The 12,707-nt window shown below is 67.2% G+C and carries 14 protein-coding genes; 5 read left to right on the forward strand and 9 right to left on the reverse strand.

Annotated elements, in window-relative coordinates; all coding sequences use genetic code 11:
- Positions 1-119 precede the first annotated feature (119 nt).
- From U858_RS0116360 to U858_RS0116380, 5 genes are all read right to left on the reverse strand, one after another.
- Entirely contained in the window at positions 120-668 is a 549-nt protein-coding gene (locus U858_RS0116360; protein WP_025138225.1) for an ureidoglycolate lyase, read from the reverse strand.
- A complete protein-coding gene (locus tag U858_RS0116365) occupies positions 665-940 on the reverse strand; it encodes an Arm DNA-binding domain-containing protein (protein ID WP_025138226.1) in 276 nt (91 codons plus the stop codon). Before U858_RS0116365 ends, U858_RS0116360 begins: the two co-directional genes overlap by 4 nt.
- Positions 937-1,704 carry a DNA-binding transcriptional regulator gene (locus tag U858_RS0116370; protein ID WP_025138227.1) on the reverse strand — a complete coding sequence of 256 codons (768 nt, stop codon included), beginning with the start codon at positions 1,702-1,704 and terminating at the stop codon, positions 937-939. The genes U858_RS0116365 and U858_RS0116370 overlap by 4 nt, the downstream gene beginning before the upstream one ends.
- An 82-nt stretch (positions 1,705-1,786) precedes the next feature.
- A complete protein-coding gene (locus tag U858_RS0116375; RefSeq protein WP_042885081.1) occupies positions 1,787-2,518 on the reverse strand; it encodes an HpcH/HpaI aldolase/citrate lyase family protein in 732 nt (243 codons plus the stop codon).
- A gap of 21 nt (positions 2,519-2,539) precedes the next feature.
- Complete coding sequence (locus U858_RS0116380) at positions 2,540-3,856, reverse strand: MFS transporter (RefSeq protein WP_025138229.1); 1,317 nt, start codon at positions 3,854-3,856, stop codon at positions 2,540-2,542.
- Positions 3,857-4,134: 278 nt separating this feature from the next.
- Between U858_RS0116380 and U858_RS0116385 the strand changes: the two genes are divergently transcribed.
- From U858_RS0116385 to U858_RS0116395, 3 genes are read left to right on the forward strand one after another with little or no spacing between them, the layout of a single operon-like run.
- Positions 4,135-5,097 carry an amidohydrolase gene (locus U858_RS0116385; protein WP_025138230.1) on the forward strand — a complete coding sequence of 321 codons (963 nt, stop codon included), beginning with the start codon at positions 4,135-4,137 and terminating at the stop codon, positions 5,095-5,097.
- A 14-nt stretch (positions 5,098-5,111) separates the two neighbouring features.
- Complete coding sequence (locus U858_RS0116390) at positions 5,112-5,738, forward strand: flavin reductase family protein (protein ID WP_025138231.1); 627 nt, start codon at positions 5,112-5,114, stop codon at positions 5,736-5,738.
- A 55-nt stretch (positions 5,739-5,793) separates the two neighbouring features.
- Positions 5,794-6,609, forward strand: a complete 816-nt coding sequence (locus tag U858_RS0116395; RefSeq protein ID WP_025138232.1) for a hypothetical protein — start codon at positions 5,794-5,796, stop codon at positions 6,607-6,609.
- Positions 6,610-6,612: 3 nt separating this feature from the next.
- Here U858_RS0116395 and U858_RS0116400 read toward each other — a convergent pair whose 3' ends face one another.
- Positions 6,613-7,635, reverse strand: a complete 1,023-nt coding sequence (locus U858_RS0116400) for a ketopantoate reductase family protein (RefSeq protein ID WP_025138233.1) — start codon at positions 7,633-7,635, stop codon at positions 6,613-6,615.
- 190 nt (positions 7,636-7,825) lie between these two features.
- On the opposite strand from U858_RS0116400, the gene U858_RS0116405 reads away from it, so the two are divergent.
- Both U858_RS0116405 and U858_RS0116410 read left to right on the forward strand, forming a co-directional pair.
- Entirely contained in the window at positions 7,826-8,698 is an 873-nt protein-coding gene (locus tag U858_RS0116405; RefSeq protein WP_025138234.1) for a fumarate hydratase, read from the forward strand.
- 2 nt (positions 8,699-8,700) lie between these two features.
- Positions 8,701-9,309: a fumarate hydratase C-terminal domain-containing protein gene (locus tag U858_RS0116410; protein ID WP_025138235.1), complete on the forward strand. Its 609-nt coding sequence runs from the start codon at positions 8,701-8,703 to the stop codon at positions 9,307-9,309.
- Here U858_RS0116410 and U858_RS0116415 read toward each other — a convergent pair.
- The 3 genes from U858_RS0116415 to U858_RS0116430 form a co-directional block, all read right to left on the reverse strand.
- Positions 9,287-9,796, reverse strand: coding sequence for a hypothetical protein (locus U858_RS0116415; protein ID WP_025138236.1), 510 nt, complete (start codon positions 9,794-9,796; stop codon positions 9,287-9,289). The two genes, U858_RS0116410 and U858_RS0116415, sit on opposite strands and share 23 nt — an antisense overlap.
- A 108-nt stretch (positions 9,797-9,904) precedes the next feature.
- A complete protein-coding gene (locus U858_RS0116425; RefSeq protein ID WP_029953969.1) occupies positions 9,905-11,116 on the reverse strand; it encodes an MFS transporter in 1,212 nt (403 codons plus the stop codon).
- A 143-nt stretch (positions 11,117-11,259) separates the two neighbouring features.
- The gene (locus U858_RS0116430) at positions 11,260-12,666 is read right to left on the reverse strand and encodes a sensor histidine kinase KdpD (RefSeq protein WP_025138238.1); all 1,407 of its coding nucleotides are present in this window, start codon (positions 12,664-12,666) and stop codon (positions 11,260-11,262) included.
- Positions 12,667-12,707 lie beyond the last annotated feature (41 nt).

Raw genomic sequence — 12,707 nt, forward strand, 5'->3', positions numbered from 1 at the left:
GCAGCGTCGCGGCAAGACGGAATAGTGGCCGAAATTCTGGCACACTTTTTGTGACCATAGTGAAACAATGCCCCGTCAGCCGCACTACCTGCCGTCTGATTCCTTGGCGCCAGGCGGCCTCAGCCGGGCATGGGCAGCCCTTCAAGCTGGGCCGGGGGAATCGGCGTGATGGCGCTTTCGGTGGCGGCCGCGTCGGTGGTCAGGTGCTGGATCAGGTCCACGGTGGTGGAGCGGCGCGTCAACATCAGGCAGGTGACTTCGGCGTCGGTCACGCGGGTGGCGTGCCAGCACCCGGGCCGCATGCACACGCCCTGCCCTTGGGGCACATGAAAGGCGGCCAATGTGGACAGGTCGGGGCTGCCGTCCGCCGCGCTGCGCGCCACGACCTGGATGATGTTGCCCGTCAGCGGCACGATGGCCTGCTGCGTCAGCAAGTGCTTTTCCAGGCTGGCGATGTCGGCCGAGGCGCTGCGGTAATTGACCCACAGCACTTCAGCATCGCCGCCCGCGCCGGTGTTGAACACGTGTTCTTGCCAGAAATCGGTGGCGTCGTTGCTGAACAGCGGGATGCCGTTGCCCTGCGGAATGGGCTTGCCCAGCATCCAGCCATAGGGTTTGAAGGCATCGTCGGTCAGGTCGTGTACGGGCAATGCGGCAGCGCGGGTCATGCGTCGTCCTTGGTGGAAGGGGTGGGCGGGGCGGAAGGGTCCGAGGGCGTGCGCAGACTGGACGCGGCGCGCCTGGGAAACTCGGCGTCGTAGTCGAAGTCGCCGCGGGCGATGGCGGCCAGGATCGCGGCACGCCGCTCGGCCGCGCGTTTCAGGTTGGCGGCGGTGGGCTTGACGCGGATGCGTTCCACGCAATGCCGGCCCTGGTAGACAAAGCCGATCTCGATGGACGACTCGGAAGCCGGCCGTACGCCGTCGAATCCTTGGTTCATGCCGATAATTGCTCCGATATGCGGTGGGCCACATCTTGCAGCGGCCCCAGATAGCGTTCAACCGCCTGCGCAGGCGTCAAGGCGGACGAAAACCACGTGACCCCGATGGAGGCCGCTACGAATTCGCGGGCCATGACAGGTACCGCAAGCGTACCGGAAACCGGGCGCAAGGCCGGGTCTCGCAGCGCGTAGCCACAGGCCCGGATATCGTCCAGCATGGCCTTGACGGCCACAGGATCATGCGCAAGCTGGTCTTCGGGGTGGCCACGCTGGCGCACGACTTCAAGCAGCATCTCCTGCTCGTCGGGCGAACAGAACGCCAGGTAGACGCGCCCCAACGCCCGGGAGATCAGGCTCAGGCGCATGTTGATGGACGAATGCAGCAGCGACAGCGGCGAATAGGGAATGGTGCTGCAACGAATGACGACTTCGTCGACGTCGAGCATTGCCACGGCGATCGGCCACTTGATGTCTTCGGTCAGTTCGCGCACCAGCGGCGAGGCGATCTCGACGACGCGCGGCACATGGTGGTAGCCGGAATTGAGCGCATTGACGCCATTGAGCAGGCGGTATTCGCCAGGGCGGGAACCGCGTGCGACCAGTTCCTGGTCGGCAAAGGTGCGCAGCAGCCGGATAAGCGTAGGCTTGGGCAGCGCGGTCAGCTGATGCAGCCCGTCCAGCGTGGAAATGGGCATCTGGTTCAAGGCGCGCAACAATGTAATCGCCCGCTCGACTGCCCGGATCGAAGACTCGCGCTCGCCCATCGTATCGCCTTGCCCTGTTGTCCGGGCCCGCTTCAGCCACCACGGCGCGGACCCGTCGAAAACGCGAATTATCGCAGTTTCGTCAGAGCATCAGGGATAGCGCGCCTTTGCGCAATAGCGATTGGTCCGAACCCACCACGAACCAGCTGGCGCCCATGCTTTCGAACTCCGCGCGCTCGGCAGCGTCGCCCAGCGCAACGCCCGCAATCTTGCCGGCTTGGCGGGCAATGGCAAGAATGTCCACCGTGGCCTGCATGACCTCGGGTGCGCGCGCGTCGGTCAGGCCCAGGGACAGGGCAAGATCGGCGCGGCCGACGAACAGCCCGGACACGCCGTCGACAGCGGCGATGTCGCGCGCGGCGTCACAGCCCGCGCGGCTTTCGATCTGGCACATGATGGCCGTGCCGTCGCCCGCCTGGACGGCCTTTGTCATGCCCAATGCGCCATAGCCTGCGAATCGCGGCGAACTGGAAAACCCCCGCTCGCCACCGATGAACCGGCTGCGGGCCACCACGACACGCGCCGCCTCTGCGGAATCCACATGGGGCACCAGCAGGCCGTCCACGCCCAGGTCCAACGCGGACTGGATGGTAGCCGGCGCCACGTCGGGAATGCGCACGAACAGCGGCAGACTGACCGACCGCGCGGCGATGACCAGGATGTCGAGGGTGGCGCGATCGAACGGTGCATGTTCGGCGTCGACAACGGCGAAATCCAGCCCGGCACCGCCCAGGATCTCGATGATTTGAGGGGCCCCCGTCTTGACAAAGGTACCGGTCTGGCGGGAAGCCGGAATGCGGGAGTCGATAGGCATGGCGATGAGCGGAAACAGGGATCAGGAAGCCAGCGGCGCCGGCTGACGGGTGGTGGTGGCGCGGATGATGAACGCGATGACGCCCACCAGCAGCAGGCAGAACGCGGGCAGCAGCATGGCATAGCTGGGATGGCCCAGCGTCTTGCCCAACCACGGCATGGCGTTCTGCGCCAGGAATCCGCCCAGGTTGCCAACGCAGCTGATGGCGGCCAGGCTGGCGGCGGCGCGCCGGCCGCTGAAATACTTGGACGGCAGCGACCAGAAGCACGGCAGCAGCAAGGACGTGCAGGGCGTACCCAGCACGATGGCGATGTAGCGCACCACCGGGTCGGCGACCAGCAGGCTGGTCAGGAATGCCAGCCCGCCGACCGCGCCGATGACGGCGGCAGCCAGTTGCACATGGCGTTCGCTCTTGAGCAGGCGCGGCACCGTCAAGAGCAGTGCGCCGGTGAACGCCCAAGGCACCATGGTCAACAGGCCATTCAGGCTGTTGGACACGCCAAAGCCCTTGATGACGGTGGGCAGCCAATAGATGATGCCGTACAGCGACGTCAGTAGCAGCGCGTAGGCGGCGCCCAGCACCAGTACCTTGCGGTCGCTCAACACCGCCCACACACTGCCTTCGTGGCGAGCGGCCGGGGCTTCGACGGCGACCATCTGCGCCAGCCTGTCGCGTTGTTGCGGCGCCAGGAACGCGGCCTTTTCGATATTGCGCGGCAAAAGCCACAGCACCACCGGCGCCAGCGCCAACGCCATCACGCCGGTCACCAGGAACACCCATTGCCAGCCCGCGTGGCCCCACAGGCCATCGAGCGACAGCAGCAGTCCGCCGAATGCCGAGCCCAGCATGTTGCCCAGGGCGCTGCCCAGCGTCAGCAGTGCCAGCGCGCGGATCTGGTAGCGGCGAGGAAACCACACCGACAGGTAATAGACCACGCCCGGATACAGGCCGGCCTCGGCCGCGCCGACCAGGAACCGCAGCGCAGCAAAGGCCGACCCCGAGGCCACGTAGGCGATGAGTACCGTGGCGATGCCCCAGCTGAGGATGATGCGGAAGAACCATTTGGGCGCGCCGTAGCGGTGCACCGCCAGCGCGCTGGGAATCTCGAACAGCAGATAGCCGATGAAGAACAGCGACGACGCCAGGCCATAGGCGGTTTCGGACAGGCCGATCTGGCTCACCATCTGCAGTTTGGCGAAGCTGACGTTGGCCTTGTCGATGATGGAAACCAGGTAGGTCACCAGGATGAGCGGCATGATGCGCCACCACACCTGCCGGATCAGGGCTTCGTCTTGCGCGCTGTACGCACTGGCCGCGGCGGCCGCTTTTGTTTCCATGTCTTCTCCGTTGCTGCGGGCTGGCCGGGCGCAGTGCCGGCCTTTATGTGATGGGTGCGAGGCAGGTGCAAGCCCACCACGGCGAGCCATCCTATGCCGCCCACACGCCCCTTTCCAAGCGCGAATCTTGAACATTTCGCGTGGCGGAATCGAGGCCTAGGATTGGTCTTATGCATGCATCGTCCACGCGTGATTTCGCCACGCGGAAAGTCTCGGAAACGTGCTTGGATGGCGGCTGGCCGCGTGGGAGGATTGGCGCCGTTGCATGGAGACAAACAATGCCCGCCCACCTGGAAAAACTCGATTCTTCGCCGCGTTCCGCCCAGCGGATCTTCGATTCGCATGCCCATCTGGTCGCCGACGACCAGACCCGCTATCCGCGCAATCCCATGAAGCGTTCGCCGCTGGCGCCGCCGCGCCCGCCCGGCGTGATCGGGCTGCCCGGCGGCAAGCATGGCGACCACCCGATCAACGAAATCCCGGACGTATCCCGCATGCTGCCCTGGATGCGCCAAGCCGGCGTCGAAGGCGCGGTAGCGGTGCAAAAGCGCATGGTCTACCGCTACGACAACCGCTACATCCTGGATTCGTCCGACGCGCATCCCGACACGTTTTCCGCCGTCGTCATTCTTGACGCCGAAGACGCCGGCACGCCAGACCTGATCCGGTCTTACATTGCGCGCCACGACCTGGTCGGCGTGCGTCTGTTCGGCGGCCGCGAGGCCGATGGCAGCATGCCGTGGCTGGATTCCCCCCGCGCGCTGCAGGCGTGGGCGGTGGCCGACGAACACGGCATCGTGATGGACATCGAAGTGCTGGCCGCGGGCGGCGGCGGCCCATCGGTGCCGGCCATCATCGCGCTGGCGCGGCGCCATCCGCGATTGCGGGTGGTGCTGGACCACATGCTGGAACCCGAAGCCGAAGACGCCAACTTCGGCCTGGACGAACGCTTCGAACCGCTCGCCGCCGAACCCAACATCTATTTCAAGTTCACCTCGATCAACCTGGACCTGTATCGCGAAGCCGGCCTGCCCGCCGACCAGGCGCTGCGCAGCGCCGTAGACCTGTTCGGCGCCGACCGCATCATGTGGGGGTCGGACATCGGTACGTCATCCGGTACTTACCAGGACATGGTGCAGCGCATGCTGGCGGCCACGGCCTTGCTGACCGACGCCGAGCGCGATGCCGTGCTGTACCAGACCGGCAAACGCGTCTTCGCCAAGCCCACTGCGCGCGGTTGACCGGAGACGCCACGATGTTCCTGGACCTCGCCGCCACCCCTGGCTTCAAACGCACGCTGTTCAACGCCATCGTGGCGCCGCGCCCCATCGGCTGGATCAGCACGGTCGATGCCCTGGGCCGCGTCAACCTGGCGCCCTTTTCCCATTTCAACCTGGTGTCCACCGCGCCGCCGGTCGTGATGTTCTCGTGCAATGCGCCGGCCGACCGCCCTGAAAAGGACACCATCGCGAACGTGCGTGAAACCGGCGAATTCGTCACCAACCTGGTGACCTGGTCGTTACGCCAGCCCATGAACACCAGCTCGTTCAATGCGCCACGCGGGGTCGACGAGTTCGACCTGGCCGGCCTGGACAAGGCGCCCAGCGTGCTGGTGAAGCCCCCGCGCGTGGCAGCGTCGCCGGCCAGCATGGAATGCCGGCTGCTGCGCATCATCGATATCGACCCCATCGCCCCGGGCGACACCCGCAGCAACGTCGTCTTTGGCCTGGTGGTAGGCGTACACCTGGACGACCGCTACGTCGATGCCGACGGCTATTTCGACACAGCCCGCACCGAACCCCTGACCCGCCTGGACGGCAACCGCTACGCGACGGTCGGCCCCCTGGACGTGCTGGGCCGACCCAGCCCGCGGCGCGACTGATGCGCGCGAGCCCCGACCGCATCCCTTCCTTTTCTACACACCACGGATTTCCCCCATGACTACGCTTTCCGACAATGGCGTCCGCGAGACTGCCGTCTATGGCCTGGCGCCTGGCGCCGTCGCACGCGGCCAGAATTTCTTCGTGCAGTGGCTGGAAGGCCGCGAAACGCCCTATCCCGCCCGCAGCGGCCACGAAATGCTGCTGTTGCTGCCCGATGACGGCGCACAGGTACGCGTGGGCGACGGTGACTGGCAAGCCGTGCCCGGCCGCAGCGTCTGTGTCTTGCCTGCCGGCGACGCGGCAGTGCAGCTCAAGCCCAACGTGTGCGCCGCCCTGCTCGCATCGTCACGGCCGGACCTGGCGCAGGACAGCATCGCCAACGCGGTCGACTATGCAGTGCCTGACCCTCGCATCATCGCCGGCGATAGCGGCTACCGGCGTACGCACGGTCATGGTGAATTGCAGGTGATTGCCATCGATGCGATTCGCCCACCGGCCGACAAACCGCGCTTGAAGATGCTGCAGACCGAAACCCTGAGCATCAACTGGGTCGAATACCAGGGCGCGCGCGACCGCAGCAGCCTCAGCCCGCACAGCCATGCCGATTTCGAACAAGGGTCACTGGCCATCGATGGGCACTTCATTCACCACCTGCGAGTGCAGTGGGGCCCGGACGCCGACCAGTGGCGCGACGACCAGCACCTGCAAGCCGGGCCCGCATCGATGATGACGATTCCGGTGCAGATGATCCACACCACCGAGGGCGTGGGGCCGGGGCGGCACCTGTTGATCGACGTATTCTCGCCGCCCCGCCAGGACTTCATCGGCAAAGGCTGGGTGGCCAATGCCGCCGACTACGGCCGCGCCTGACGCTCAGCCCGGTACGCCATGGTCTCCATACAAGCCCGCTTGCGCGGCCCGCAACCCGGCCAGCGCAAACACCGTCTTCAGCCAGGGCGCATCGAATTCCAGCCGCGCCGCGCATTCCAGCGGCGCGGCCAGGATGGCGTCCAGCTCGACCCATCGGCCGGCTTCCAGGTCTTGCAGCATCGAGGTCTTGATGGCGCCCAGCTCGCGCGTCTGGGCGATGCGCTGCTGGACATCGACATCCAACGTGAGGCCCGCGCGGCGGCCCAGCGCCAGGCATTCAGCCAGCAGGTTCTTGAACACGGCGCGGGTGCCGGGGTGGTCGACGATGCGGTCCGTGGTGGCCTGGGTGATCAGGCTGAGCGGGTTGGAACACGCGTTGCCCAGCAGCTTCATCCACAGGTCGCGGCGGATGTCCGTGCTGGCCGTGGTGGGCAAGCCGGCCGCCGTCAGCACCTGCGCCCAATCGCTGGCACGGTCGCTGGCGCCGCCCGCGGGTTCGCCGATGACGACCTTGCCGCCGCTATGGTGCCGCACCACACCGGGGGCCGGGCAACTGCACGACGCCATCACGCTGCCGCCCAGCACCTGCCCCAGCGGCAAGGCGCGCTCGATGCGACCGTCGGGGTCGACGCTGGCCAGGCGCAACCCGTGCAGCGGGTTGCCGGGCGTCAGGAAATACCACCAAGGCAGGCCATTGCCGACGGGCAGCACGACCGTTTCGGGACCGATAAGCGGCGCAAGCGAATCGACCACGCCCGGCAAGGCATGCGACTTGAGCGCGATGACCACCAGGTCTTGGGGGCCCATGGCGGCGCAGTCTGCATAGGCGTTCACGGGCACGGGGCGTTCAGGTTCGTCGGGTGCGGCGTAGCGCAGCCCCGACACCGTCAATGCCTGCAAGGTGGCGCCGCGCGCCAGCATCGACACACGATGTCCGGCCAGAGCCAGGCGCGCGGCGAAATGGCCGCCGATGGCGCCGGCCCCGATGATGGCAATGCGACGGGCAGAAATGGAAGTCTGATTCATGGAAGCGTCAGCAGCGGAAACAAGGTCTGCCCATTGTCCTCAAGCCGCTCTGGCCGTCCAGCATTTTCTGGCGGGATTTCTCCTGCCGAAATCTGGCCAGGGGGGAAAAACCGCACCCCAAACGCGGATGCCCGCCCTCGGGACCTGCCCTGCCATCCCGGGCTGCCCATTTTCTTTTCCGGAACCCGATATGCCCATCAGCAGCGCAACCATCAAGCGCGTCACGGCCCAGCTCTACGAACGTTCGCTCAAGACGATCCCGCGCGACACCCGCGCCTTTCTGCAGCGGGCGACCCGCACGGAAACCAGCCCTACCGGCCGCGCCACGCTGGCGATCATGCTGGAAAGCGCCGATGGCGCGCAGCGCGACGATGCCCTGGTGTGCACCGACGTCGGCATACCCACCTACAGCCTGAAGATCGGCACCCGCGTGCAGTTCGACGGCCCGGTGCGCGCCGCCATCCGCGACGGCTTCGCCGATCTGGCGGCCCACATCTCGCCGCCGATCCTGAAGATGGTCACCCACCCGCTGACCCACGAACGCAGCTATGCCGGCAAGGACATGCCGATCGTCAGCGTCGATCTGCTCGATGACGCCGACTACATGGATATCGTCTGTGCCCCCAAGGCGATGGGCACCGGCCGCTGGGAAGCCATCGATGCATTCGTCTACCCGACGCTGGAGCAGATCGAGCGCTTCGTGCTGGACACCATGCTGCGCGCCGGCTCGCAGCCTTGCCTGCCGCTGGTGATCGGGGTGGGCATCGGCGGCACCTTCGACTACGCCGCCCGGCTGGCCAAGGAACAGGTGCTGCGGCCCTTTGGCCAGACCAATCCGGAACCTGCGCTGGCCCGCATGGAGCAACGCCTGCGCGATGCCGTCAACGCCATGGGGTTCGGCCCCATGGGCACGGGCGGCGATACCTCGGTCATGGCGGTGCATGTGGACTACGCCGCCAGCCACGGCTTCGTGCCGGTGGCCGTGTGCATCAATTGCTGGATCAACCGGCGTACTGTGGCCCGCATCCACGGCGACGGCCGCGTCGAATTCCTCGAGGACTGACCATGCCCGCCATGCGAACCCTGCAACTGCCATTGGCGCCCGCGCAGGTGCTGGACTTGAAACTGGGCGACATGGTGTGCCTGTCGGGCCAGATCACCGTCAGCATCGGCCTGCCGACCCACCGCCGCCTGGCCGAGCTGGTCGCCCGAGGCGAGGCGCCCCCGATCGATCTGCAAGGCGGCGCGTTCTTTCACTTGAGCACCTATGTCGACGAGACCGACGATGGCCCGGTGCCGTTGTATCTCAACCCCAGCACCAGCACACGCTACAACCCCTGGATGCCAACGCTGATCCGCGGCCTGGGCCTGCGGCTGGTGGGGGGCAAGGGCGGGCTGGATGCGGCCAGCGCACAGGCGATGCGCGAATCCGGCTGCGCGTACCTGTCGTTCCTGGGAGGCGGGGTCAATCTGCTGTCGCGGTCATTGCGCCGGGTGGTGGCCATGCACTGGACCGAATACATTTCGCAATTCCGGCTGCTGACCCTGGAGGTCGAGAACCTGGGGCCGGCCACCGTCGCGATCGATGCGCACGGCAACAGCCTGTATGCCCAGCTGCACGAGCAGGCCTCAGCCCGCCTGCCGACGATCGTCAGCGCATTGGGACACCGTTGAGCCTGGCCTGCGCCTCGGCCAACTGCGCCTGCATGGCCAGCCGGCGCCAGTTGCGGCTGGCATAGGCATGGGCCTGGCGCAGGCCTGCCCACAGGCCCAGCCGCTTGGCCCAGCGCAAATTGCCCGCGGCTTCGAACTGGGTGGTGCGGCGCACTTCGGTACCCCGCCCGGGCACCTCGCGCAGTTCGAAGGTATCGACCAGCAAGCCGACCCAGTCCGCACACCATACGGTGCTTTTCTGCATCTGGTAGCGCAGGCGCTCGTCCGGCTGCAATATCAGGATGCGCTGGTCGATGGTGCCGCGGTCGGTGGTGCACTGGCGCGTGTTGCCCACGGCCGCCACGCCCTCCAGCACCTTGCAGCTGATGGGCTTGGGCACGCCCAGGCGAAACAGCAGCGGCCGGGTGTCGTCCATGCGGGCATGCAAGAAATGCGGCCAGATATGATGCGGCTCGCACGGAAATAGCCAACGGGATTCGATCTGCATGCGGGGCTCCTTGGCAGAACGGCCGCCGCCAGCGCGGCGCATGCCACCGTTATAGCGCGGATTCCCTTTGCGCCCTTTGCGCCCTGGGCGCGACGGCGGATCCACCGTTCAGCTGGCCATGGCCGCCCGCACGCGCGGCAGCTCGCGATCGTCGATGGGCCAGTGCAGCACGGCCGACAACACCCCCAGCGCCATCGCCCCCAGCCAGATCAGGTCGTAGGAATGGGTGGCTTCGAACACCACGCCGCCCAGCCACACGCCCAGGAATGACCCCACCTGATGGCCAAAGAAGACAAAGCCGAACAGCGTGGTGATGTAGCGCACGCCGAACACCTGCGCGATCAGGCCGTTGGTGAGCGGCACGGTGCCCAGCCACACGAACCCCATGACCGCCGCGAAGGCATAGACCGACCAGGTCGACAGCGGCAACAGGAAGAACAGCGCCATGGCGGCGGTGCGCAGCAGATAGATGCCAGCCAGCAGGTACTTGCGGCGATGATGCGCGCCCAGAATGCCGCAGACATAGGTGCCGATGACATTGGTCAGCGCGATGATGGCCAGGGCCGCGACGGCGTCGGCGGCGCGCAGGCCCTTGTCCATCAGGTAGGCCGGCAGGTGCGTGCCGATGAACGCCAGCTGGAAGCCGCAAGCCAGGAAACCCAGGTTCAACAGCCAGAAGCCGGGTTGGGCAAAGGCTTCGCGGATGGCGGCGCCCATGGGCATATCGGCCGGCCTGGCGGCCAGGCCGGTGGCGCCTGCGGCGGCCGGCGCCGCACGCCGGGCGCTTTCCTTGAGCGGCCAGGCCAGGGGCAGCACCACCGCCAGCACCACCGAAAAGGTCAGCAGCGCGCTGACCCAGCCCCAGCCGCCGATCAGCCATTGCGCGGCCGGCACCATGGTGAACTGCCCCAACCCGCCGATCGCCCCCGCCACTCCCAACGCCCAGCCCCGTTTTTCGGGCGGAACCAGGCGGCTGAGCACCCCATAGATGACGGCAAAGGCAGTGCCCGACAGCGCAATGCCGATGCAGACGCCAGCCGTCCACATGAAGGCTGCCGGGCTGGCGGCGTGCGCCATGCCGACCAGGCCCAGGGCATAGAACGCCAGGCCGCCCAGGATGACCTTGGCCGAACCATAGCGGTCGGCGATCATGCCGGTGAACGGCTGCGCGACACCCCAGGTCAGGTTCTGCAATGCCAGCGCCATGGCGAAGGTTTCGCGCGACCAGCCGCGGTCCATCGTGATGGGCAAGAGGAACAGACCCTGCACGTGCCGCACACCCAGCGCCAGGCCCATGACGATGCCGCCGGCCAATACCATGACCCATAGATTGCGCGAGGCGGGATGAGCGGGCGTGGCAAATGGCGCGGCAGGCATGGCGGACCTCTGATGGGAAACGTCAACGCCCGCACGCGCGGGCAGCTTGCGCTATTACAGGGCCGGCGCGGCCGGCGTTCAACTGATTATTTATCGCCCGCTGCATGCGCTGCGGGAATGCCAGGCGGCAGCCACAACGAGAACACCGAGCCCTTGCCCGGCACGGACCGCAGCGACACCTGGCCGTGCAGCAAGTCGGTCAACCGGCGCACGATGGCCAGCCCCAGGCCCAGCCCCTGGCCGGTCGGGGCCACGGCGGACGGCGCGTCGCCGCGCGTGAATTCCGCAAACACCGATTCCTGCAGGTCGGGTGCAATGCCCACGCCGGTATCCCACACCTGGATCAGCACGCCGCCCCGTCGCCTTCGGGCTGCCAACAGCACGCCGCCGGCTGGCGTATACGCCAGCGCATTGCCCAGCAGATTGTCGAGGATGCGGCGCAGCAAGGCGGGATCGGTATCCACCACTGCGGTGGTCGGCGTCACCGACAGCCGCAGGCCGCGCGTGCGCGCCTGCGGCTCGAAGTCCTGGCGCACGTCGTCGAACACGGCGTCCAGCGCCACCGCCTGGCGTTCCACCCGCAGCGCATGCGCGTCCATGCGCGACAGGTCCAGCAAGCCGTCGAGCAGGCGGTTCAGGCCGTCCAGCACCGTCTGTTGGCGACGGGCCACGTGCAGCGCGTCCTGCGGGGTGACGCTGCCCTGTTCGGCGCGGCTGGCCAGCACATCGGTGAACATGCCCAGCGCATGCACCGGCTGGCGCAGGTCGTGCCCCGCGGCGGCCAGGAAGCGGGTCTTGGCACGGTCGGCTGCCGCCACCCGGTCGCGCTCGCGCTCCAGGCGGTGGATCAAGGCGGTGTTCTCAAAGCGCAGCGCCACCGTAGTCTGCAGGCTGCGATACGTGACGGCGCTGTAGTACAGGTTCACGCCCAGGAGGCAGACGCCAAAGATCGCGTACACCCCGTGCAGGCCGTCGGCCGCCGCCAGGCAGGCGATGATGAAGGGCGCCACCATGCCCAGCGCCGACCCCGCGTACGCGGGCGGATAGGCCGACAGCGACGGCACGGCGCCGCTGCACATGCCGGCCAGCATGACGCAGCCGAAGGCCAGCAACATGTCCTGGCCCGACAGCACCGCGGCCACGCTCGCCAGCCCCCACAAGAGGCCCGACGTCCAGGACAGCAGGCAGAACCCCCAGACCCAGGGCCGCAGCGGCCCGGAACCGCGCCGGGGAAAACGATGGCTGACAGCCACCCGCAGCAAGGTCAGCAAATACAGAATGGCCGCCCACGACGCCAGCAGCCAGGCGGGCACGCTGTCGCGCATGACATAGGCCACGGGCACCACGATGGCGAAGTTGGCGAACAGCACGCCATGGGACTGCTTGTAGAGCAGCGTCGCCAGTTCGGCCGCGATGGCGTCGTCAACCGCCGGGGCGTCGAAGTCGGGCTTGCCTGGCAAGCGGGGCGGGGGCAGTGTGGAAGGGGCGGTCATGCGCGTTGATCGGTCCCTATAATGGTGCATCATTCTGACAC

This window comes from Achromobacter sp. DH1f, from assembly GCF_000633435.1.
Taxonomy (GTDB): Bacteria; Pseudomonadota; Gammaproteobacteria; order Burkholderiales; family Burkholderiaceae_B; genus Achromobacter; species Achromobacter deleyi.